Annotated in this window: 19 protein-coding genes; 6 read left to right on the top strand and 13 right to left on the bottom strand. The window is 71.4% G+C overall.

Annotated elements, in window-relative coordinates; genetic code table 11:
* Positions 1-3 precede the first annotated feature (3 nt).
* Positions 4-1,230 (bottom strand): FAD-dependent monooxygenase, encoded by a 1,227-nt coding sequence (locus CCS38_RS30235; protein WP_223736515.1) that lies wholly within the window; start codon positions 1,228-1,230, stop codon positions 4-6.
* A gap of 96 nt (positions 1,231-1,326) precedes the next feature.
* On the opposite strand from CCS38_RS30235, the gene CCS38_RS30230 reads away from it, so the two are divergent.
* The gene (locus CCS38_RS30230) at positions 1,327-1,896 is read left to right on the top strand and encodes a TetR family transcriptional regulator (protein ID WP_223736514.1); all 570 of its coding nucleotides are present in this window, start codon (positions 1,327-1,329) and stop codon (positions 1,894-1,896) included.
* 70 nt (positions 1,897-1,966) lie between these two features.
* On the opposite strand, the gene CCS38_RS30225 is transcribed toward CCS38_RS30230, so the two are convergent.
* Entirely contained in the window at positions 1,967-2,944 is a 978-nt protein-coding gene (locus CCS38_RS30225) for a helix-turn-helix transcriptional regulator (RefSeq protein ID WP_223736513.1), read from the bottom strand.
* A 104-nt stretch (positions 2,945-3,048) separates the two neighbouring features.
* Here CCS38_RS30225 and CCS38_RS30220 point away from each other — a divergent pair, with 104 nt between their 5' ends.
* Entirely contained in the window at positions 3,049-3,456 is a 408-nt protein-coding gene (locus CCS38_RS30220; RefSeq protein WP_223736512.1) for a DUF3224 domain-containing protein, read from the top strand.
* Positions 3,457-3,543: 87 nt separating this feature from the next.
* Here CCS38_RS30220 and CCS38_RS35790 read toward each other — a convergent pair whose 3' ends face one another.
* The gene (locus CCS38_RS35790; RefSeq protein ID WP_370443954.1) at positions 3,544-3,621 is read right to left on the bottom strand and encodes a 50S ribosomal protein bL37; all 78 of its coding nucleotides are present in this window, start codon (positions 3,619-3,621) and stop codon (positions 3,544-3,546) included.
* 292 nt (positions 3,622-3,913) lie between these two features.
* Here CCS38_RS35790 and CCS38_RS30215 point away from each other — a divergent pair, with 292 nt between their 5' ends.
* The 3 genes from CCS38_RS30215 (at position 3,914) to CCS38_RS30205 (ending at position 5,470) form a co-directional block, all read left to right on the top strand.
* On the top strand, positions 3,914-4,255 hold the full coding sequence (locus CCS38_RS30215; RefSeq protein ID WP_223736511.1) for a hypothetical protein: 342 nt from the start codon (positions 3,914-3,916) through the stop codon (positions 4,253-4,255).
* A gap of 277 nt (positions 4,256-4,532) precedes the next feature.
* A complete protein-coding gene (locus tag CCS38_RS30210; protein ID WP_223736510.1) occupies positions 4,533-5,216 on the top strand; it encodes a TNT domain-containing protein in 684 nt (227 codons plus the stop codon).
* 20 nt (positions 5,217-5,236) lie between these two features.
* Positions 5,237-5,470 carry a hypothetical protein gene (locus CCS38_RS30205; RefSeq protein WP_223736509.1) on the top strand — a complete coding sequence of 78 codons (234 nt, stop codon included), beginning with the start codon at positions 5,237-5,239 and terminating at the stop codon, positions 5,468-5,470.
* A gap of 10 nt (positions 5,471-5,480) precedes the next feature.
* Here CCS38_RS30205 and CCS38_RS30200 read toward each other — a convergent pair whose 3' ends face one another.
* The 4 genes from CCS38_RS30200 to CCS38_RS30185 are packed head-to-tail and all read right to left on the bottom strand — an operon-like array spanning position 5,481 to position 10,204.
* Complete coding sequence (locus tag CCS38_RS30200) at positions 5,481-6,968, bottom strand: GH1 family beta-glucosidase (protein ID WP_223736508.1); 1,488 nt, start codon at positions 6,966-6,968, stop codon at positions 5,481-5,483.
* Positions 6,965-7,894, bottom strand: coding sequence for a carbohydrate ABC transporter permease (locus tag CCS38_RS30195; RefSeq protein ID WP_223736507.1), 930 nt, complete (start codon positions 7,892-7,894; stop codon positions 6,965-6,967). Before CCS38_RS30195 ends, CCS38_RS30200 begins: the two co-directional genes overlap by 4 nt.
* Positions 7,894-8,871 carry a carbohydrate ABC transporter permease gene (locus CCS38_RS30190; RefSeq protein ID WP_223736528.1) on the bottom strand — a complete coding sequence of 326 codons (978 nt, stop codon included), beginning with the start codon at positions 8,869-8,871 and terminating at the stop codon, positions 7,894-7,896. Before CCS38_RS30190 ends, CCS38_RS30195 begins: the two co-directional genes overlap by 1 nt.
* Before the next feature lie 16 nt (positions 8,872-8,887).
* The gene (locus tag CCS38_RS30185) at positions 8,888-10,204 is read right to left on the bottom strand and encodes an ABC transporter substrate-binding protein (protein ID WP_223736506.1); all 1,317 of its coding nucleotides are present in this window, start codon (positions 10,202-10,204) and stop codon (positions 8,888-8,890) included.
* A 240-nt stretch (positions 10,205-10,444) separates the two neighbouring features.
* Between CCS38_RS30185 and CCS38_RS30180 the strand changes: the two genes are divergently transcribed.
* On the top strand, positions 10,445-11,461 hold the full coding sequence (locus CCS38_RS30180) for a LacI family DNA-binding transcriptional regulator (protein WP_223736527.1): 1,017 nt from the start codon (positions 10,445-10,447) through the stop codon (positions 11,459-11,461).
* A 30-nt stretch (positions 11,462-11,491) separates the two neighbouring features.
* Here the strand turns inward: CCS38_RS30180 and CCS38_RS30175 are convergent, their stop codons facing one another.
* The 6 genes from CCS38_RS30175 to CCS38_RS30150 form a co-directional block, all read right to left on the bottom strand.
* Positions 11,492-12,358, bottom strand: coding sequence for a polysaccharide lyase (locus CCS38_RS30175; protein WP_223736505.1), 867 nt, complete (start codon positions 12,356-12,358; stop codon positions 11,492-11,494).
* 70 nt (positions 12,359-12,428) lie between these two features.
* The gene (locus CCS38_RS30170; protein WP_223736504.1) at positions 12,429-14,117 is read right to left on the bottom strand and encodes a right-handed parallel beta-helix repeat-containing protein; all 1,689 of its coding nucleotides are present in this window, start codon (positions 14,115-14,117) and stop codon (positions 12,429-12,431) included.
* A gap of 77 nt (positions 14,118-14,194) precedes the next feature.
* Entirely contained in the window at positions 14,195-16,000 is a 1,806-nt protein-coding gene (locus tag CCS38_RS30165; RefSeq protein WP_223736503.1) for a right-handed parallel beta-helix repeat-containing protein, read from the bottom strand.
* The gene (locus CCS38_RS30160) at positions 15,997-17,229 is read right to left on the bottom strand and encodes a glycosyltransferase (RefSeq protein ID WP_223736502.1); all 1,233 of its coding nucleotides are present in this window, start codon (positions 17,227-17,229) and stop codon (positions 15,997-15,999) included. The genes CCS38_RS30165 and CCS38_RS30160 overlap by 4 nt, the downstream gene beginning before the upstream one ends.
* A gap of 78 nt (positions 17,230-17,307) precedes the next feature.
* A complete protein-coding gene (locus CCS38_RS30155) occupies positions 17,308-18,204 on the bottom strand; it encodes a Rossmann-fold NAD(P)-binding domain-containing protein (RefSeq protein ID WP_223736501.1) in 897 nt (298 codons plus the stop codon).
* Between the two features lie 750 nt (positions 18,205-18,954).
* Positions 18,955-20,352: a tetratricopeptide repeat protein gene (locus tag CCS38_RS30150; protein WP_223736500.1), complete on the bottom strand. Its 1,398-nt coding sequence runs from the start codon at positions 20,350-20,352 to the stop codon at positions 18,955-18,957.
* Positions 20,353-20,798: the final 446 nt, after the last annotated feature.

Here is a 20,798-nt window from a genome sequence, read left to right as displayed (position 1 = left end):
CCGTCAGGAAGCGCGGGGACCCGTCACCGGCTCCCGCGCCACGTCATGGACGTGGATCCAGCCGAAGTCCGCCGGGACCGTGGCCAGCTTCCGGTCCCGCCGTTCGGCCGCGGGCCCGTCCGGGAGGTGCAGCAGGCCGGAGGTGACCCAGGAGCTGCGCTGCACCTGACGGGTGCGCACCCGCCGGAGCCGTTCGTACCGTTGCAGGGCCGTGCCGTACGCGTCGGATCCCCCGGCCGCCCGCGCGTCGGCCAGGCAGTCCGCCAGCGTCACGGCGTCCTCGATGGTCTGGTTGGCGCCCTGCCCGTGGTGCGGCAGCATCGCGTGCGCCGCGTCCCCGATCAGCACCGCCCGGCCGCGGCTCCACCGCCGCAGCGGTGCCTGCCCGAACAGGCCCCACCGCGCACTCTGCGGCGCGGCCGCCAGCATCTCGGTGATCGCCGGATGCCAGCCGTCGAACGCCGCGAGGAGCTCCCCGGGCGCGGCCTCGGCCCGCCAGGTGTCCGCGGTCCACCGCTCCGGGCCCTCCACCACCGCGAGGAAGTTGACCGTGCCGGCGCTGTCGATGGGGTAGTGCAGCACATGCGCGCCGGGCCCCATCCAGAACTGGATGGCCGCCGGGTCCGGCAGCGAGGGCAGCGCCTCGGCCGGCACCAGGCCGCGGAAGCCGCTCGTACCGGAGTACGCGGTGACGTCCTCGGCCGTGACATGGCGCCGCACGGTGGAGTGCACGCCGTCCGCGCCGACGACGAGGCCGGCCCGCACGCTCCGGCCGTCCGCGAGGTCCAGCCGTATCCCGCCGCCGTCCTCCGTCGTCCCGTCCTCGTGCACCCCGTCGACCGCCGTGCCCAGGTGCAGCCGCTTGCCGCCCCACGCGTCGCCCAGGATGCGCTGGAAGGCCGCGCGGTGCACGCCCAGGTAGGGGCCGCCGAACCGGGTGCGGTACGTGTCACCGACCGGGTGCGCGGCGATGCGGCGGCCGTCCCGCCAGTGCCGGTACACCAGCTCGGTGGGCTCGGCGCCGGCGGCAGTCAGCTCCGCGTCCAGGCCGAGCCGGGCGAGCAGCCGGGTGGCGTTCGCCGACAGCGCCACCGCCGCGCCGACCTCCCGCAACTCGGGTGCCTGCTCGTGGATTTCCGCGTCGATGCCGCGTGCCCGCAGGGCGAGAGCCAGGGTGAGCCCGCCGATGCCGGCCCCCACGATCGCAATGTCCGGACGCGTTGCGCCCATGCCTCGCCTCCTCGTGTCCCACTGCTATTGATGTACCGATCGGTACATCAACGGTTCGCGTTGGACTGTAGGTGTACCGATCGGTACGGTCAAGGGGTGCCTCGTGCGACCGATTCACGGAAACGGACCGAACTGCTGGCGAAGGTGGTGCAGCATCTGGAGCACCACGGCCTGGCGGGCCTGTCGCTGAGCCCACTCGCGGAAGCGGTGGGCACCAGCAAACGGATGCTGCTGTACTACTTCGGCAGCCGCGAGAACCTGCTGGCCCAGGCCCTGGCCGCCAGCCGGCCCGACGCCGAGGCGATGTTCGGCGAGGTCGACGACGCGGCGGGACTGCACCGCGCCGCCCGCGCGCTGTGGGAGGCGATCACGATCGGCAGGCAGCGCGGCCTCGTCCGTATGCTGCTGCAGCTGCTCAGCCTGGCCACCACGCAGCCGGAGCCGTACGGAGCGCTGGCCGCCGACGCGGTCGAGGTCATGGTCGGCCCGATCGCCGACGCCTACGTACGGCTCGGCTACGCGGAACAGGACGCCAGGGTCCGGGCCACCCTCCTGGTCTCGGGCCTGCGCGGCCTGTGCCAGGACCGCCTGGTCACCGGCGACACGGCCCGCATCGACGCCGCGGCCCACCGCCTCATCGAGGACGCCACGAGCCCGGCCGGCTGACCCGGACGCGCGCGGCCCACCGGGGCCGGCGCCCGCGGCGGGCGCCCGGCCGGGGTGCGGACACCGGCTCTCAGGGCGCCGCCGTGTAACGGTGCGTCAGTTCCGTCACCGTGCGGACGATGGCCGCGCGCAGGTCCGGCGGGCCGAGGACCTCCGCCTCCGTGCCCAGTCTGAGCAGGTCGCCGACCGCGACGGCCGGCGTCTCGACCGCCAGCTCGACCCGGACCCAGCCCTCGTCGTCGGGCGGTCCGGCCGCCGCGAGGGCCCGCGTGCCCGCCGCCCCGAACTGCATGGGCAGCAACTGGCGGCCGCGGGGCGAGAGCCGCAGTTGTGCGATGCCCTGGTGGAGCGCGGTCTCCAGGCGGCGGGAGGACTCCGCCCAGTGCGCGGCCAGGTCGAATTCCGCCGGGCGGTCGAAGACCTGCTCCGTGACGTCGACGGACACGAGGCGGGAGATCCGGTAGGTGCGGATCGCCTCGCCCGCCCGCGCCACCAGGTACCAGATGCCGCCCTTGAGCACGAGGCCGAGCGGGCTGAGGCCGAGCGAGCGGTGCCCGCCGCCGCCCCACTTGCGGTACTGGACGCGCAGTACGCGCTGTTCCCACACCGCCTGGGCGACGCGGCCGAGATGGGGGACCGGGTCGGCCTCGCGGAACCACGCGGGCGCGTCCAGACGGAACCGGTCCTGGATGCGCCGCGACCGGTCCGCGAGCCCGTCCGGGAGCGCTGCCTGCAGCTTCAGCTGTGCGGTGGCCAGCACCGCGCCGAGACCCAACTCGCCCGCGGCGTCCGGCACCCCGGCGAGGAAGAGTGCGTCGGCCTCGGCGTCGGTGAGCCCGGTGAGCCGTGTGCGGTATCCGTCCATCAGGCGGTACCCGCCGACGGGGCCGCGGTCGGCGCACACCGGGACGCCCGACGCGCCGAGCGCCTCGATGTCCCGGTACACGGTGCGGACCGACACCTCCAGCTCGGCGGCGAGTTCGGATGCCGTCATCCGCCCGCGGTTCTGGAGCAGCAGGAGCAGGGAGAGAAGCCGGTCGGCACGCATGGGCACCATTCTCCCGCCGTACCTGACAGAAGATGTCAGGTACGGCGGACAGGCTGGTCACACACCGCGCGGCACAGGCCGTGCGACCGATCGAAAGGGCGGCCATGCCCGCACGGACCACCGGCCACTTCACCTACGCCGACTGGCAGGAGCGCACCCTCGGCCCGGCCGGGACGCACCCGAAGCTCGCGCACGCCTCCGTCACCAACTCCTTCACCGGCGGCATCGAGGCCACCCGCACGACGTGCGAGTACACGATCGTCTACGCCACGGAGAAGACCGGCACGTTCACCGGGATGGAGATACTGGCCGGCCGCCTCGACGGGCGCGAGGGCACCTTCGTCGTCGAGGAGCGCGGCTCCTTCGAGCCCGACGGCACCGTGCGCTGCGCTTTCGAGGTGGTGCCGGGTACGGGCACCGGCGCGCTGACCGGGCTGCGCGGCACCGGCACGTTCACCGCCGCGCAGGGTGAACCGTCCGTCCCGTACACCTTCGAGTACGTACTGGACTGACCGCCGGGCCCGCATCCCCCATGAGACGGCGAAGGAGGCCGGTGCGCTGTGGCGACCGGCCTCCTTCGCTGCGGCGTCCTTCGTCCTTCAGGACTGCGGACGGCTGCCGTGGTTGGCACCGTTCTTGCGACGTGCCTTCTTCTTGCGGCGGCGCTTGGACGACATGACGGCTCCTTTCTCGCGTTGCTTTAGCCGAGTTTCCACCCTTTCATACCGGTATCCCGCTCGGCGATCTCGGGGGCCCGTACCCAGCCGCGAACGCCCAACGCCACCTCTTTCGCGTGAACCACCTCACGGTGCGGCGACCATCCCCGCACGGTGCAACGACGGGCGCCCGCCTGGGGCACCGTGCGATCCAGTGATCTCTGCGCCGGTAGTCGAGTGAAGTTCTGTTAGCCATGCGCCACCGCGCGGAAGGACGGACACGTCACATCCATGATGCGAGGGAGAGAGCACCGTGCGTACCCGACTCGCGGCAGGTGCGGCAGCCGCCGCCTCCATGATCGTCCTTCTCGGCGCCCCCGTGGCCGCCGCCTACGCGCCGGCGTCCGCCGCCGGCGCAGTGCAGGTCGCCGACCCCGGCGACGAAGACCCCGTCAACGGCCCGACCGGCATGGCGGGCGACACGGTGACCGAGCAGCCGGGCGCCGTCCCGGGGCAGGAGCAGAACGCAATGCCGGGCGAGACCGCGCCGGGCGGGGCCCAGCCGGGCGAGCCGAAGCAGCCGGGCAACAGCGGCCTCCTCGGCGGTGGCGGCGGCAAGGGCGGCCTGCTGGGCCTGGGGCTGCTGGGCCTCTGACAGAACACATGTGGCAGGGGTCGCCCTCGCGGGCGGCCCCTGCCGCGTTGCTGTGCGGCGCCCCGTCCGGCCCGCGTGCCCGCGCCCGCGTGCCCGCGAGAGGTGGCCGGAAATCGGCCCAGCGTGCTACCGGCTTGCGTGAACGACCGGTTACCGTGCGGAACGGCCCGAGCTGATGGCGTATCAGCAGCGTGTACGCGTACACCCGTGCACGTCGTCAGCCCGGCATGCCGTCCCCACACGCAGCAGGTCTGCACGACCGCACAAGGAGCCCTGAGTGAACCGACTCCGTACGCTGCTCGCCGCGCTCGGCCTGGCCGCCGGGCTGGCGGCCGCCCCTGCGGCGAGCGCCGCGCCGCAGCAGGACGAGAAGCGCCCGGCGGCCGAGGCCGCCGCCCGCCCCCAGCCCTGCACCGGCAAGTTCCAAGGCGACGCGCGGCTCGGCCCGAAGTGGCTGCCGAACAAGAACCTGGCGCCGGTGGGCCCGCTGCTCAAGGGGTACCAGCGGACGGGCTCGCTGTTGCCCGCCGCCTTCCTGAAGAAGTACTGGGAGGGGCCGGCGGACTCGGGCAGCTGGAAGTACCCGCCCAACGACGGGTTCGCCGAGGTCAACGGCGAGATCGACAAGGAGCCGACGAAGCTGCGCAGCGGCCAGCGGCTGGACCGCTTCGGCTCCGAGTTCGGCGGTTACCTGGCACCGGCCGGCGACCCCTACGCCGAGCGCGCGCTGCCCCCGCAGAACCTCAACACCCGCGAAGCCGCTTCGCCGTGCGACTACCACACGTACAAGGTGATCAAGCCGTTCTGGGTGTGGCAGGGCAGCATCGCCCCCTGGTTCGAACAGCCCGGCGGCGGCCAGCAGATCAAGCTGGACCCGGTGTTCCTGAACCCGGGCGAGGGGCAGCGGCTCAACGTGAAGTGGCTGCTGGACCACCGGTACCTCACGAGGGCGGACGCATAGACCGGACGACGGACGACGCCATGGACCGGCAGCAGCTGCGGTCCGCGCTGCGCGCGGCCGGAGTGGCCGACGGCCACTACCGCATCGAGGGCGTGCACGAGCCGGCCCCCACGCCCCCCGACTTCCTGTACCTGCGCAGGACGCCGGACGGGGCGTGGGAGACCGGTGCGTACGAACGCGGCCGTTACGAGGTCATCGCCCGCCACCCGGACGAAGCCGCGGCCTGTACCCACCTGCTGGCCCTCCTGACGTGAGGACCACCTGTTACTGGGCCTCCGCCCCCGGCAGGGCGTTCGTGCGGGACACCTTGGCGTACCACCGGGCGCTCGCCTTCGGGATGCGGCGCCCGGTCGGGTAGTCCACGTACACCGCGCCGAAGCGCTTGCTGTAGCCGTGGCCCCACTCGAAGTTGTCCAGCAGCGACCACAGGAAGTAGCCGCGGACATCCACGCCGGACTCGATCGCGCGGTGCACGGCCGTCAGATGGCCGTGCAGATACGCGATCCGGTCCGGGTCGTGCACCGCGCCGCTCGGGTCGGCGTAGTCGTCGCACGCCACGCCGTTCTCGGTGATCATCAGCGGCAGGTCAGGCGCGTCCCCCTTCAGCCGCAGCAGCAGGTCGTACAGGCCGCTCGGATCCACCGCCCAGCCCATCGCCGTCGTACGGCCCGGCGGACGGTGGAAGACCACCTCGTCGGCGCCCGGCCAGGGGCTGTGGCCGCTCTCGCCGTGGCCGTCGGCGGAGTGGTCGGGCTCCGTGCCGTCCGCCGCGGACACCAGCGTCGGCGTGTAGTAGTTGACGCCCAGGAAGTCCAGCGGCTGCCGGATCGCCGCGGTGTCGCCGTCCCGTACGAAGGACCAGTCGGTCAGCCGCGCCGTGTCGGCCAGCAGATCGTCCGGGTACGCGCCGTGCAGCAGCGGGCCGGTGAACACCCGGTTGGCCAGGGCGTCGATGCGGCGCGCCGCGTCCGCGTCCTGGGGACTGTCGGTACGCGCCCGTACCTGATGGATGTTGAGCGTGATCGCGACATCGGCCGTGGCCGGCAGCGCCGCGCGCAGCGCCTGGACCGCGGTGCCGTGCGCGAGGTTGAGGTGGTGTGCGGCGCGCAGCGCGGCGACCGGTTCGGTACGCCCCGGCGCGTGCACCCCGGAGGCATGGCCCAGGAAGGCGCTGCACCAGGGCTCGTTGAGCGTGATCCAGGTACCCACCCGGTCGCCCAGCGCGTCGGCGGCCAGCGCGGCGTACTCGGCGAACCGGCCGGCGGTCGCCCGCTCCGGCCAGCCGCCCGCGTCCTCCAGCTCCTGCGGCAGGTCCCAGTGGTACAGCGTGACCACCGGCTGAATGCCCTTGTCCAGCAGCTCGTCGGCCAGCCGGCGGTAGAAGTCCAGGCCCTTCTGCACGGCCGGACCGCGGCCGGTCGGCTGGATGCGCGGCCAGGACAGCGAGAAGCGGTACGCACCCACGCCCAGCTCGGCCATGAGCGCGACGTCCTCGCGCCAGCGGTGGTAGTGGTCCGTGGCGATGTCGCCGGTGTCGCCGTTGCGTACCTTGCCCGGCGTGCGAGAGAAGGTGTCCCAGATGGAGGGCGTGCGGCCGTCCTCGGCGGCCGCGCCCTCGACCTGATAGGCGGCGGTGGCCGTGCCCCAGAGGAAGCCCGGCGGGAACGCACGGGCGGCGAGGTCCTGAGATGCGGTGGTCAAGGGGTTCCTTTCGGAAGAGGGAGAAACGGGGGAGACGGGCCGGGCGGTCATCCCTTCACCGCGCCCTGCATGATCCCGCCCACGATCTGGCGGCCGAAGACGACGAACATCGCCAGCAGGGGCAGCGTGCCGAGCAGCGCGCCCGCCATGATGAGCGACTGGTCGCGGACATAACCCGCGCTGAGCTGGGTGAGTGCGACGGGGACCGTGGGGTTGGTCATGTCCAGCGCGATGAACGGCCAGAAGAAGTCGTTCCACGCGTGCACGAAGGTGATCATGAAGAGGACGGCCATGGCCGGCCGGGCGACCGGCAGCACGATGCTCCAGAAGATGCGGAGCGAATGCGCGCCGTCCACCCGGCCCGCCTCGACCAGCTCGTCGGGCAGCGCTTCGGACAGGTACTGCCGCATGAAGAACACGCCCACCGCGCTGACCAGGGTGGGGAAGATGACCGACGGCAGCCGCTGGCCCCAGCCCAGCTCGCTCATCATCATGAACAGCGGCACGACGCCCAGCTGCGGCGGCACCATCATCGTGCCGATGACCAGCATGAGCAGGACGTTCCGCCCCCGGAAGCGCAGCTTGGCGAAGGCGAAACCGGCGAGGGTGGCGAACAGTACGGTCGACAGGGCGATGACGCCGGCCACGATCAGGCTGTTGGCCATGGCCCGGCCCAGCGCCGCGTCCTGCCACGCCTTGCCCAGGTTCTCGAAGAGATGCGGGCCCGGCAGGAACGGCGGCGGCGTCTGCGACACCCGGGTGTTGTCGCTGGAGGCCGCCACCAGCGTCCAGTACAGCGGGAACAGGGAAGCGAGCGTCGCGACGGCGAGCAGGACGTAGGCGAGCGGGCCCGCGTGGTGCTGGCGTCCGGCGCCGGGGCGCAGGGACAGCCGGCGGCGTACGGGCGGACGCGGACGGCGCTCGGAGACGTGCGGACGCCGGTCCGCCGCCGGGGCCTCGATACTGTCGGTGGTCATCACTGGCTGCTCCTGGACAGGACGTGCCGGGGGCCGGCCGGGCGTGCGGCGAGGCGCTTGACGACGCGCTGCGCGACGAAGACGAGGATCAGCAGCAGGAACATCGCCCAGGCGATGGTCGCGGCGCGCCCCATCTGGTAGTTCTTCCAGCCCTCCTCGTAGAGCAGCAGGCCCAGGGTCTGGTACTGGTTGTCGGCGCCGCCGGTGATGCCGTTCGGACCTTGGCCGAAGATCAGTGGTTCGCCGAAGAGCTGGGTTGCGCCGATCGTGGACAGCACGATCGTGAAGACGATGGTCGACCGGATGCCGGGGACGGTGACCATGCGGAACTGCTGCCAGCGCGAGGCACCGTCGAGCGCGGCGGCCTCGTACCGCTCGTCCGGCACGGCCTGCATCGCCGCCAGGTAGAGCAGCGCGTTGTAGCCGGTCCAGCGCCAGATGACGATCGAGGAGATGGCGAGCTGGGCGGCCCACTTGTCGTGCTCCCAGTTGACCGGGTCCATGCCGACCAGCCCCAGCAGCCAGTTGATCATGCCGAAGTCACGCTCGAAGAGCATCGTGAAGACCAGCGCGGCGGCGCCCACGGACGTCGCGTACGGCGTCAGCGCCGCGACCCGGAAGAAGGCCGAGCCGCGCAGCCGGTAATGGAGCAGATGCGCCAGGCCCAGCGCCATCAGCAGCTGCGGGACGGTGGAGAGCACGCCGAGCGTGAAGGTGTTGGCGAGCGCGTTCCAGAAGCGGTCGTCGCCCCACAGTGCTGTGTAGTTGTCCAGTCCGACCCACTCCATGAGGTCCATGGAGGAAAGCTCCACGCGGTGCAGCGAGATCCACGCGGTGTAGAGCAGCGGATAGAAACTGAACGCGGCGAAGACGACGAAGAACGGGGCGACGAAGGCGTACGGGGCGCCGCGTACGTCCAGCCGGTGCCAGAACGTACGCCGCCGGTAGGTCTGCAGGGCCACCGGGGTCCTCCTGATTCGGGTGTCCGGCCGGTCAGCCGGCGGCCTTCTGGATGCGTTCGCCGGTGGTCTCCCAGGCCGCGTCCTTGCTCTTGCCCTGCGCCTCGATGAGCGTCAGGCCCTGCTGGAAGATGTCCTTGATCGTGCCGTCCTTGCGGCCGAGCACCTGCTTGTCGGGGATCTCCTGGGCGGCGGCGCCGAAGATCTCACCGATGGGTGCGCTGCTGAAGTACTCGGACTTCGCATCGGCCACTTCGGGAGCCTTCAGGGCCTTTTCCGACGACGGGAAGTTACCGAGCTTCTCGAAGAGATACGCCTGCTGCTCGGGCGCGGTGAGCCACGCGACCAGCTTCTTCGCCTCGTCCCTGACCGGGCTCTTCTCCATGACGCCGAGGAAGGAGCCGCCCCAGTTGGCGCCCTTCGGCGCCTTGGCCACGTCCCACTTGCCCTTGTTCCCGGGGCCCGCCTTCTCGCTGATGTGGGCGAGCATCCACGCCGGGCACACCGTCGTAGCGAACGTACCGTTGGCCAACCCCGGGTCCCAGCCGGGCTGGAACTGGCGGAGCTTGGCGGTCAGATCGGCGGAAGCGGCCTTCGCTGCCAGGTCCCAGGCGCCGGTGACGACCGGGTTCTTCTGGTAGATCAGCTCGCCCTTGGTGTCGTAGAACTGCTGGGAGCTGCCGTAGATCATGGCGTTGAACAGACCGCTGGCACTGTCCATGAAGGCCACGCCGTCGCCCTTGAAGCCGGACTTGAACTTCCGCCCCGCGTCGACGTACTTCGACCAGTCGCCCGCCCACAGCTCCGCCACCTTCTCGCGGTCGGTGGGCAGCCCGGCCTGTGCGAAGAGGTCCTTGCGGTAGCAGACGGCCATCGGGCCGATGTCGGTGCCCAGGCCGATGACCTTCTTGTCCGCCGTGGTGACCTGGTTCTGCTTCCAGGGAAGGAAATGTCCGGTTCCGGGCACCTTCGACAGATCGGCGAAGGTTGCGGCGCGGGTGTCCACGAGCTCCTTGGCGCGGCCGACCTCGATGCCCTGGATGTCCTTCAGGCCGCTGCCGGCGGCGAGATGGGTCTGCAGTGCGGTGTAGTACGTCTGCTCGTCCCCGGCGATCTCCGCCTTGATGGTGACGTTCGGGTGCTCCTTCTCGTAACGCTCCAGCAGGCCGGCCTCCTTGAAGCCCATCACGCCGTACAGGCCCATGGTGATCGTGACCTTGCCGTCCTTGATCCCGCCGCCGGTGTCCGCGGCGCCGCTCCCGCCGCAGCCCGCGACCAGGCCCAGCGCGGCGGTGGCCGCCACCACCGCCAGGGACCTTCTTGTCATCGTTTTCCGAACGCTCATCGTCATTCCCCTCCCGGATCCATGCCGGACTGGGCACGTTCCCATCGCCGACAGCAGCGACTGGGAACGTGCCCACCAATGTTTCGGAAGAGTGGCGGCAGCCATCGCGTGTGTCAATGACTTGAACACAGAAGGGAGTTGACGCTCCGCTCGGCGGAGTGCCCGAAGACTGCCGGGAGCGCGCCGGAGGTCTGGCACAATGCGCTGGTGAACGGGGCGGGGACGGGATACGGCGGGGGTGGCGCGATGCCGGGCGGACAGCGGCCGACGATAAAAACCGTGGCGGCACGTGCCGGAGTCGGCCGCACCACGGTCTCCCGTGTCATCAACGGTTCGACGCTCGTCAGCGACGAGGCCAGGGCCGCCGTCCTGGCCGCCATAGCCGAGCTGAACTATGTACCGAACTCCGTCGCCCGCGGCCTGGTCACCAGCAGAACCAACTCCATCGCGCTGGTCATCCCCGAATCGGAGTCCCGGCTCGGCGCCGAGCCGTACTTCGCCGCCGTGATCCGCGGCGTGAGCATCGGTCTCGCCGACACCCGGACCCAGCTCCAGCTGATCCTCGTCCGTGACCAGGGCGAACGCGACCGGCTCACCGCGTCCGTCGCGGAGCGCCGGGTGGACGGCGTCCTGCTGGCCTCGGTCCACGAGCACGACCCGCTGCCCGCGCTGCTGGAGGACATGGGCCTCCCCACCGTGCTCGCCGGCCGCCGCACCCCCGAGGAGTCGCTCAGCCACGCCCACGCCGACAACGTGGGCGGCGCCCGCGCGGCCGTACGGCACCTGCTGGAGCGCGGCCGCACCACGATCGCGACGGTCAGCGGGCCGATGGACATGGACGTCGGCCGCGGCCGGCTCCAGGGCTGGCAGGACGCCCTGCGCGCGGCCGGCGCGCGGCCCGAAGAACGGCTCGTGGCCCGCGCGGACTTCACCGAGGAGGGCGGCCGGGCGGCCGCGCGCACGCTCCTGGACCGCGTCCCCGGCCTGGACGCCCTCTTCGTGGCCTCCGATGTGATGGCGGTGGGCGCCCTGAGCGAGCTGCGTGCCCGCGGGCGGCGCGTCCCCGAGGACGTGGCGGTCGTCGGCTTCGACGACTCGTTCCTCGCCCGGCACACCCACCCGCCCCTGACGACCGTCCGGCAGCCCGTCGAAGAGCTGGGCACCACCATCGCCCGCGTCCTGCTGCGCGAGATCGCCGACCCCAGGGCCCCCCGGCAGCGGATCGCGCTGCCGACGGAGCTGGTGGTCCGCGAGTCCTCCTGAGAGTCCGTGACCGAGCCGCGCGCGGCCGGATCAGTCGCGCCGTACCCGACCGATGCGCTTGTGCGAGACGGCGAACGCCGCGAAGTCCGCGTAGTCCGCGTCCGGCGTCGCCCAGCTCGGGTCGGAGCCGCCGAAGAAGGTCGAGAAGAACACGCCGTCGATCTTCAGCTTCTTCGAGGTCCGGAATTCCAGCTCGTCCTCGCGGAGCACCCGGCGGCCGTCGAGGAACACCTCGACCGAACCGTCGTCCTCGCCCGGTGTGTTGAGCCGCACGGACTGTTCCACGCAGACCCAGCGGCCGGTCGGCCACTTCCACTTGCCGCGGCCGAGCGAGGTGCCGTGCTCCTCGGAGGTCGGCAGGTACGCGTACACCTCGCCGCGGCCCTTGCGCCGCCACATGTAGCGCGTGGACAGGCCGTTCTCCCCGTCGGGGATACGCCGGCCGCCGGTGACCGTGCCGCCGTACAGGCCGGGCAGCTTGCCGCCCTTGACGAAGTCGAAGCCCTTGGGGAAACGCAGGTAGTAGCGCAGATGGAGGGAGTCGGTCGGCCCTGAGCGGAGCGGCAGGTACAGCTGCGCGCCGCCTTCCGGACGGCCGTAGCGGCGGGCGACGGTGGGGCTGGCGGAGCGGGCCGGATAACGCACCCGCAGCACCGGCCCGTACACCGGATGGTGCCGCAGCGCGGCGCGGGACAGGCCGAAGGAGCCCTCCTCGCGAGGCTTGAGCTGAGGTCCGAAGAACCGGGCCACCGCGGCGGTGTCCCAGTCGAGGGACGGCTCGGCGGAGGGATCGTCCGTTTCCCGTGGCGGGGGTTTCTCGTCGTCCGAGCCGGAACACGAGGCGAGGAGGGCGGCGAGCGAGGCCGCTCCCGCGGCGACGAACTTCCGACGGTCCATGGGCCGGGTGCTCCTGTCCTGCTCGGGGGCATCGGCCGCCCCGCCGCACGGGCGGCGGGGCGGCCTGCTGTCAGGCGGCGACGATGCGGTAGGACACCGCCGAAGTGCTCGCCTGCGTGGCGTGCAGGGTCACGGTGCCGTTCGAGTCCGCCTTTCCGGTGGCCACGGTACGGCCGTCGGCGGTGAGTTTGTACGAAGCGCCCGCTTTCAGGCCAGTTACGGTGAACGCCCCTGAACTGGCCGAGTCCAGCTGCACGTTGACCGGATTCTGGTCGCGGAAGGCGATCGACCCACGCGTGCCGGAGTCACCCTTGACGGAGTACGTGAGTCCGGCCGGTGCGGTGTTCCGGTCGAAGGTCGTCCCGGTGGTCTGCTGGGTCAGCGCCCCGGAGCCGAACGTGCCGGTGAAGGTGTTCCCGCTGAACGTCAGGTCGTCCGCCTGCCCGAGCTTCAGGACGTTGCTCCCGCTGCCGTCGAAGGTGTTGCCGGTGAACGTCAGCCGGGCCGGCCGGCCGGTCTCGTTGGTGTACGTGGGCTTGTCCGAGCCCTGGTACGTGTAGACGGCGTACTGCCCGCTGTCCGTGACGGTGTTGTTCGCCGAGGTGATGTCCTGCGAACCGACGCTGTAGCGCAGCCCGAACTTCGCACGCGCGACGGTGTTGTTCTCGATGACGTCGTCGCTGCTGTCGAAGACCGCGATGCCCGCGCCGTTGGGCTGGTCGTGGACGTTGTTGTCGCGCACGACGGAGTCGGTGACGCCGCGGTGCAGCATGATGCCGTGCACCTGGTTGTCGCTCGGGTCGTCGTCGCCCGGCGGCAGGTAGGGCGGAATGCCGTTGTGGTCGCTCTCGTTGCCGACGATCTCCAGGTGGTCACACCGCTGGGAGCAGATGATCCCGTGATTGCCGTTGTGGTGCGCGTGGTTGTTGGTGATCGTCAGGTAGTCCGAGTCGTCGTGCGGGTCGAGCCCGTAGGCCACGTTGTGGTCGTACTCGTTGCGGTCGAACGTCATCCCGTAGGCGCCGAAGGTGTAGGTGCCCATGTAGTTGTGGTGGAAGCGGCTGCCGATCTGGTCGCCGAGCACGTCCAGCTTGTCGCAGACGTCCTGGTGGTTGATGTCGCAGCCGCGGGCCTTGTACGCCACGCCGTAGCTCTCGGCCGCGTAGTAGCCGAGGTACCCGATGTCGCTGTGGTAGATGTTCATCGTGGACTGGCGGGGCGTGCCGTCGGCGTCGAGGTAGGACAGCGCCCGTATGAAGGCGCGTCCGCGCTCGCCGGTGCCGGCGGAGATGTCGGTGTCCGGGCCGTTGGCCTGCTCGTCCCACGAGGTGATGTCGACGCGGTCGATGTCGATCGTGCCGTACTGCGCGGTGATGGAGGCGACTTCGGTGGGCCCGCCGCCCGCCGGGCTGCTGAGCCGCAGGGTGTCCACCTCACCGCCCGCGGCGGAGCCGTGCAGCTCCAGGGTGGCGCCGTTCTGGATCACCAGGTTGGCGTCCAGCTGCCAGGTGCCGGGCGAGCCGTCGACCTGGCGCAGGGGAGCGCTCGGGCACAGTGTGCTGATGCCGGACGGCGACAATGTGCCGGACGTGAGGTAGAGGGTGTTGGTACTGGAGGCGTACCGCACCTGTCCGGAACAGGCCGCGGCCTGTGCGGGCGGGGCGAGCACGCCGGTCAGGCCGGTGACCAGCGTGCCCGCCGACAGCAGGACGAGGCCCGCGCGCAGCGATCTGATGACGCCGGATGATCGGTCGGTCATGGTGTGCGACTCCTTCTCCGGTCTCCGGCCGCCGTTCCGGTGGGGCGGCGGCCGGTAGGGATACGGCTGACGTTGCGTCAGGCCGTGTTCTCCACATGTCCGGCGACCTTGGGCCGTGGGGTGCCGCGGTGCCGGACGTGATGGAGGGTCTGCAGGACGACGGCCAGGGCCAGGGCCACCAGGGCCGCGAAGCCGAGCCAGGGGAACGGCGGCAGCGAGACCTCCGTCTTGCCGTGCCGCTTGACCTCGCCGTCCCCGTCCAGCGCCACCGGGGCGCGGACGCGGGAGTCGGTGAGGTCCAGCAGGGACCGGGCGTCCGCGTCGATGCCCTGCCGCTCGGCCAGGACGTCCAGGGACTTGCCGGAGGCCCGGACGCCCTCCGCGAGGTGCATACCGCGGTGGGAGCTGACGATCGACACGTTCTCCAGGCGGGCCGCGGCACCGAGGTCGACGGCGGTGGTGCCGCCGGACAGGGCGCCGCCGGTGACCTTCAGCCCGGGAGAGCTGGAGGCCAGGCCCTTGCGGCTGGCCTCGCTGACCCGGACCCCCTTCAGGGCGATGTGCCGGGTCGCTCCGGAGACGAGTACGCCGGTCTCGCCGCCGTCCACCCGGACGTCGCGCAGCGCGACCCGGTCGGCCCCGCCGCCGATGGCGATGCCGGTGCGGTTGGCGGACAACGAGGTGCGTTCGATGCGGACATGGGAACCGGTGATGCCGATGCCGCGGTCGAAGCCGCTGAGGGAACCGCCGGAGACCGTGGCGCCCTCGATGCCCTCGGCCAGCAGGATGCCGGGCTCGCTGCCGTTGTGCCCGGTCAGCTCGGGCTCCTGTACCGCGACTGTACTGTCGCTGCCGGAGACCCGCACCGCGGCGCGCGACGAGCTCTCCACCGTGGCCTTGTGCACGACACACTGCCGGCAGGACGCCAGGTCGATGCCGCCGCCCTGGTCGAAGTGCGAGGTGGGGGAGTTCAGCCGCAGCCCGCGCTGGAGCGTGGCCTTGATCCCGGCGCCGTCGTTGTCACGGGTGCTCAGGCCGGTCAGGGTGCGGTTGTCGGTACCCCCGAGGGCGATGCCCGTACGGCCGTTGGACTCGGCCGCGAGGCCGCTCGCCTTGGTGCCGCGGTCGCCCTTGAGCACGATGCCGTCCTCGACGGCTCCGGTGGCCGTGACGTTCTTCAGACTGACGCCCTGGGAGCCGGCCAGCCGCAGCCCGGTGTGGTTGTCCTGGAACGTCGTGCCGGTCGCCGAACCCGTGCTGCCGCGTCCCCAGGTGACGCCCGACTGGTCGGCGGTCGCGGACGTGCCGACCCGGCCGAACCCGCTGACCGTGGCGTTGCGGAAGTCCATCCGGCCGCCCGCGCCCATCGAGAGGTACGGACGCCCGGGCGCACTGGCGGGCGCGGGGCTGGAGCCGTCCTCGGAGACCGAGGACAGCGTGGTGCTGTCGACGTCCAGGGCGGCCCGGCTGCCGCTGATCCACGTCCCCGACCTGGCCGTCCGCCCCGCGGTGAGCAGGACCTTCTTCGTCCGGTCGTCGATGCGCAGGATGGTGTCGGGCGCGAGCAGCACAGCGGTACGGATGCGGACGGTGGACGGCCGGCCGGGCTCGGAACCGATCCACTCCTGCCCCGCGTTGGCGGCCAGCCAGCCCAGCGAGACGGACGGCGTCCCCGGGTACAGCCGGCGCACGACGACGCCGTTGCTGAGCAGACTCACGCTGCGCGGCCGCAGCACCATCAGCTTGTCGGGCTGCCCGGTGCGCTGCCAGGCGGCGACGTCCTCGGGCAGGCCGACGGCCGCCGCCGGCGCACCCTGGATACCGAGGGCCAGGACGGCCGAGAGGGCGGCCGCGGCCGCCCCGAAACGGTGTACGGTTTTCATGCGCCTGCCTCCGAACCTGCGGCCTGCGGCGAGGTCCGCACCGCGACGCCGTTGACGACGGACACCTGCCGGGTCAGCCAGCGCTGCCTGCGGATGGTCAGCAGGGCGCAGATCTTCACGCCGGCCATCAGGAACGACACCAGCACGAAGCCGGGCACGAGGAAGAACGACGACGGCCTGCGCACGAGGTGCGGCAGCATCTTCATCGCCCGGCTGATCCACCACCAGGCGGCCAGACAGGCCACGAAGAACCAGTCCTCGCGGATGATCGCCCACGCCATGAAGAACGGCGCGATCAGGAGCGTGAAGCTGCTCACCGCCTTGTCGGCCATGGTGAAGGCGAGGAACGGATGGCGCCGGATCCAGCGGGACGACAGCGCTCTGAGATCTGATCTCCAGGTGTTGCGGGACCAGCGCAGCCGCTGCTTCATGAAGATCCGCCAGGTGCCGGGGAAGGTCGACCAGACCCGGGCGGAGCGCTGCATGTACGTACGGTGGCCGCGCGCCAGCGTCAGTGTGGTCAGCCGCTTGTCGTCGCCGGACATGCACGGCACGCCCATGAACGTCTCGTGCATGAATTCGTCGGATATCTCCAGCAGCAGCTCCCGGCGGTAGACCGCGGTCCGGCCGGAGAGGCAGGAGACGGCCCGGCCCACGGCGGTCTGGGCCGCGTTCTCGTCGAAGTACCGGTAGTCCAGGTACATGTCGTTGACGCGCTGCAGGAAGCCCCGCGGGTTGTAGACGTTCTGCCGGGTGCCGACGCCGCCGACCTTCGGGTCGGCGAACGGCTTGCACACCTCGGCGGCCACGTCGTCCGCCCAGATGGTGTCGGAGTCCACCAGCGCGACCAGGTCGGTGCTGCACGCCTCCCAGCCGCGGCGCAGCGCGTCGCGCTTGCCGGGCACGTCGGTGATGACGACGGTCACGGGATAGCGGGCCGCGACCTCCCGGCACGCGTCGTCGGTGACATCTATGACGAGGACGACCTCCTCGACATCATTGGCCAGCCAGGACTCGATCGCGTGCGCGAAGATCTCGGGGTCTTCCTGGTACACCGGGACGACGATGCTCAGCGGCAGCCGGAAGTCGTTCCGCACCGGCCGGTACAGGGCGGCCGGCGCGCGGCGCACGAGCCAGCAGCTCCAGCGCACCAGGCCCAGGATGCCCAGCGGCAGGTAGACCAGGTAGTACCGGAAGTCATAGAGCGTGGTGTCTAGTAGGGCACTCATGGTTCCGTTCTCGATGACGGGTGAGCCGAGGCCGGGCAAGGGGGGAGTGGGGGCTCGCGAGGGGGGTGTCCGCGGCGGTCAGGCCAGTTCGGCGGCCAGCTCGTCGGCTTCGCGGTCAGCCCGCTCGATCAGCGTGTCGTTGACCTGGACCACGGCCTTGAGCAGCGGCATGTCCAGGTTCAGCGAGTCGGCGAGGCCGAGGAAACCCTGGGTGTCCTTGGGCAGGCACACCCCGCCGTACGGCGCTCCCCCGCGGATGCCGTAGAGCGGGTTGTACGAGCCCTCGGCGGACCGGGCCACGGTCTGCGCGATGGGGTCGAGGTCCAGCCCGAGGGTCTGGCTCACCAGCCACATCTCGTTCCAGAAGCTGATCTTCGTGGCGTTGTAGATGTTGTGGGCGCACTTGACCAGCTCGGCCGCAGCCGGGTTGGAGAAGGTACGCAGCTCCCCGCCGAACGGCGCCAGCAGCTCGGTCAGCCGCTCGACGGTCCGCTGGCTGCGGGAGGCGATCACCGTCATCCACGGGTGCCGGAAGTCCTCCAACGCCGTTGCGGCGCGCAGGAATTCGGGGTTGCCGGCCAGCGCGAAGCCCTCGCCGACGGACTTCCCCGAGTGCTTCTCCAGCAGCGTCTGGACGAGCCCCTCGGTGGTACCCGGCGGCACGGTGGACCGGACGACCACGGTGTGGTCCCCGGTGGCGTCGGCCAGGGCCGCGCCCACCGAGGCGGTACCGTCCTCGAAGGCGGTCAGGTCGTAACGGTGTCCGACGTTGGGCGTGGGCAGCGTGAGGAAAATGAAGGCGTCCGGTTCATTACGCAGATCGAGCACGTCACGCGCGTCCAGTTCCTGCGAGCGCAGGTATTCGAGCCGCTGGTGCGAGATGTCGATGAAGGTCACCTCGTGGCCGGCGTGTAAAAAGCCCTTACCGGTAGCCGTACCGACGACGCCGGAACCCACGATGAAAATACGTGCCATGGTGCTGTCCTCCTGGTGGATGTGCGTGCTCGACGCGACGCGACAGTGGTAACGAAAAAGGTGCGGGCCGGAGGGAACCGATCCGATGTCACGGCCGTCGGAGCAATGGCGCACGGGGCGGGCCCGCGCGTTCCGGTGAGCTCGGACGGGACAGTGCTGCCGGGTGCGTCAGGCCCCCCTGCCTGATCAGCATGTATGCATCCTCCGCCGGACGGCGCCTGTACGACTGCGTGACGATGTGAGCGCTGAGTCGCACTCTGCACTCATCGGGACGGACAGTACAGAAGCCGACTTACTGAGAGGGCAGGAAATTGCCGTGAATCCTGAATTCCGTATGCCCGGCTCCGCTACGGGCCGGAAGGCGTCGATATCCTGCAGAAAAGCGCTGCTCGGAGCGGGAAACCGGCAGGCCGGAACTCCGGCTGGTGAGCCGGGCGTACGCCGTCTCCTCGGTACGGGCACCGGGGCATGACAAGCGTTTTCGTGGGCTGCGTGCCGGGGCCATCGAATTCAGCAGGTTGTCCGAATCGGCGAGACCGCCGGGACCGGTAATCAGACGCGCGGAAATGCGTATTCCGGGGCGACTTTCAGAGCGCCCGTCACGCCCGTCCCTGCCGCCTCCTCGGCAGCACGCCGTGCAGACCGACCGCGCCGCGCTGACCTGGGCAAGCGCGGCACGCGGCGGATCGAGTGCGGCGCGTGGCAGTGGAGCGCGCGCTGCTGGCCGGAACCGTCACAGCGGGCCGGCCTTCACTGCGCCGCCTGGGCAGCGGCCTTCTCGCGCGCCGCCGCGGCCCGCTCCGGATCGCCGAGCTGCTCCTCCAGCCGCGCCTGCGCCGACCAGTTGTACGGGCAGACGGGGCGCAGTTGGATGCGCTCGCTCAGCAGCGTGCGCGCCAGCTCCGTACGGCCTGCGCGCAGCGCCGCCTCGACCAGCGTGCGCTGCACGGCGTCCCGCTGCGCGTGGCTGCCGCCGAAGGTGTGCAGCCGGTGCCGTACCGGCAGCAGCAGATCGGTGGCGCGGCCGTACTCCTGCCGCCCGTACGCGATCAGCGCCCGGCACACCGGCAGCCCGATGTCGGCGGTCATCGCACGGTTGGACACCTCCGGCGCGGCACCGGCCAGCCACCGCTGCCGGTCCGCCACCAGCCGCTCGGCCAGGCCGATGCGGCCCGCGCCCACATACGCCATGACCGCGTGCGCGTCGTTGAAGGCGTAGTGCGCGCCGTCGCCGCGGCGCTCCCACGCGTCGGCGAGCCGCGCCCACCGCCCGCCCTGGTCCTCGCCCGCCAGGTACAGCCGCCACAACAGCGCGGCGGCGTCCAGCAGTTCCATGGCGACGCCCGCCGACTCCTCGTGGTGCAGCGCCGCGTCGTAAATCTTCAGCACCCGCGCCGCGTCGCCCGTCTCCAGCGTGTACAGGGCGTAGTGCCACCAGTTGTGCACCGTGAGCAGGGTGCCGTCCGACCAGTCGTCGGTGCGCGCGTCGAGGAAGCGGATGCCGTCGGTGAAGCGGCCGCGCATCTCGTACGTGTGCACCACGCCGTGGATCGCCCACACATCACGGGGATCGTGCGCGAGGGCTTCGAGACCCACCTCCTCGGCGCGCTCGTAGTGCCCCGACTCCTCCAGGCCGAAGGCGTACATGCCGAGCAGCGGGCCGCGGTGCGGGTCGTCCGGCTCCCAGGCGCCCAGCGCCCCGCCGATGCGGTCGCGCAGGCGCTGGGCGTCCCCGGTGAGGAAGTCGTGCTGATGCCCGGCGAAGAGCGCCAGCACATCGCGGGGATGGGCGATGGTGAGGTCACCGAGCAGGCGGCCGGCGCGGTGCAGATCCCCGTCCAGCCAGGCACCGGCAGCGGCGAGATGCATCCGCTCCCGGGGCGTGAGGTCCTCCTCGTCCAGACCGGAGCGGAAGCGGAGGAAGGCGTCCCGGGCCGCGACCGCGTCCTTCTCCTCCGTACCCAGCACACCGAGGTACGCGGCCAGCACCTGGCCCATCACCGACCGTGGCGACGCCGCCAGCGCCGAGCCGGCCGCCTCGGCCACCTCGGGCCGGAAGAACACCAGGTGGTCCAGGGCCTGTTCGTAGTGGACGAGCGCATCGGCGCCGGTATGGCTCATCCGGTGCCCGTGCCGGTCCGCTGTCATAGGTCCCTCCTGCGTAGCCGGTCCGCCTGCCCTCAGCGATGGTGGACGACCGGCGGCCGCCGGGAGCGGAATCCGGTCCCCGAGGGCCACCACCCGTACCAGGCCAACGATCCGAGGCCCTACCGGGACACGATCCGGGCACCGGCCGTCCGCCGCAAGACCGCGTGCGGACGCCGCGGCCGCGCCACCACCAGCACGCGTACGGCCGCCGCGCCCGCCCGCCGTCCGGGCCGTACCCGGCACGGGCCGAGGCGATTCGGTCAGCGGGGCCGGGGCCGGAAAACTCGGCTCCGGAACGCCGCGCGGCACACGTCTGTACCCACGCAGCCCAGCCGCCGCGACAGTCACCGGACTTCGGGGGAGGGGCGCGGGCCCGCAGCGCACCGGAAGCGGCCGGAACCGGGTACCGGCGCCCGCCGGTCCCACCCCCCCCGGCCACCGCTTTG

It is taken from the genome of Streptomyces purpurogeneiscleroticus (genome assembly GCF_020024005.1).
Taxonomy (GTDB): Bacteria; Actinomycetota; Actinomycetes; order Streptomycetales; family Streptomycetaceae; genus Streptomyces; species Streptomyces purpurogeneiscleroticus.
The sequence above is the reverse complement of the archived record's forward strand: the minus strand, read 5'-3'. Positions and strand labels throughout refer to the sequence as shown.

What these genes read in the sequence shown, in the direction of transcription:
- CCS38_RS30235 (WP_223736515.1), bottom strand. Translation starts at nt 1,230, where the DNA reads ATGGGCGCAACGCGTCCGGACATTGCGATCGTGGGGGCCGGCATCGGC.
- CCS38_RS30225 (WP_223736513.1), bottom strand. Translation starts at nt 2,944, where the DNA reads ATGCGTGCCGACCGGCTTCTCTCCCTGCTCCTGCTGCTCCAGAACCGC.
- CCS38_RS30165 (WP_223736503.1), bottom strand. Translation starts at nt 16,000, where the DNA reads ATGAAAACCGTACACCGTTTCGGGGCGGCCGCGGCCGCCCTCTCGGCC.
- CCS38_RS30170 (WP_223736504.1), bottom strand. Translation starts at nt 14,117, where the DNA reads ATGACCGACCGATCATCCGGCGTCATCAGATCGCTGCGCGCGGGCCTC.
- CCS38_RS30175 (WP_223736505.1), bottom strand. Translation starts at nt 12,358, where the DNA reads ATGGACCGTCGGAAGTTCGTCGCCGCGGGAGCGGCCTCGCTCGCCGCC.
- CCS38_RS35790 (WP_370443954.1), bottom strand. Translation starts at nt 3,621, where the DNA reads ATGTCGTCCAAGCGCCGCCGCAAGAAGAAGGCACGTCGCAAGAACGGT.
- CCS38_RS30160 (WP_223736502.1), bottom strand. Translation starts at nt 17,229, where the DNA reads ATGAGTGCCCTACTAGACACCACGCTCTATGACTTCCGGTACTACCTG.
- CCS38_RS30185 (WP_223736506.1), bottom strand. Translation starts at nt 10,204, where the DNA reads ATGACGATGAGCGTTCGGAAAACGATGACAAGAAGGTCCCTGGCGGTG.
- CCS38_RS30205 (WP_223736509.1), top strand. Translation starts at nt 5,237, where the DNA reads ATGGACCGGCAGCAGCTGCGGTCCGCGCTGCGCGCGGCCGGAGTGGCC.
- CCS38_RS30200 (WP_223736508.1), bottom strand. Translation starts at nt 6,968, where the DNA reads ATGACCGCCCGGCCCGTCTCCCCCGTTTCTCCCTCTTCCGAAAGGAAC.
- CCS38_RS30155 (WP_223736501.1), bottom strand. Translation starts at nt 18,204, where the DNA reads ATGGCACGTATTTTCATCGTGGGTTCCGGCGTCGTCGGTACGGCTACC.
- CCS38_RS30195 (WP_223736507.1), bottom strand. Translation starts at nt 7,894, where the DNA reads ATGACCACCGACAGTATCGAGGCCCCGGCGGCGGACCGGCGTCCGCAC.
- CCS38_RS30150 (WP_223736500.1), bottom strand. Translation starts at nt 20,352, where the DNA reads ATGACAGCGGACCGGCACGGGCACCGGATGAGCCATACCGGCGCCGAT.
- CCS38_RS30220 (WP_223736512.1), top strand. Translation starts at nt 3,049, where the DNA reads ATGCCCGCACGGACCACCGGCCACTTCACCTACGCCGACTGGCAGGAG.
- CCS38_RS30180 (WP_223736527.1), top strand. Translation starts at nt 10,445, where the DNA reads ATGCCGGGCGGACAGCGGCCGACGATAAAAACCGTGGCGGCACGTGCC.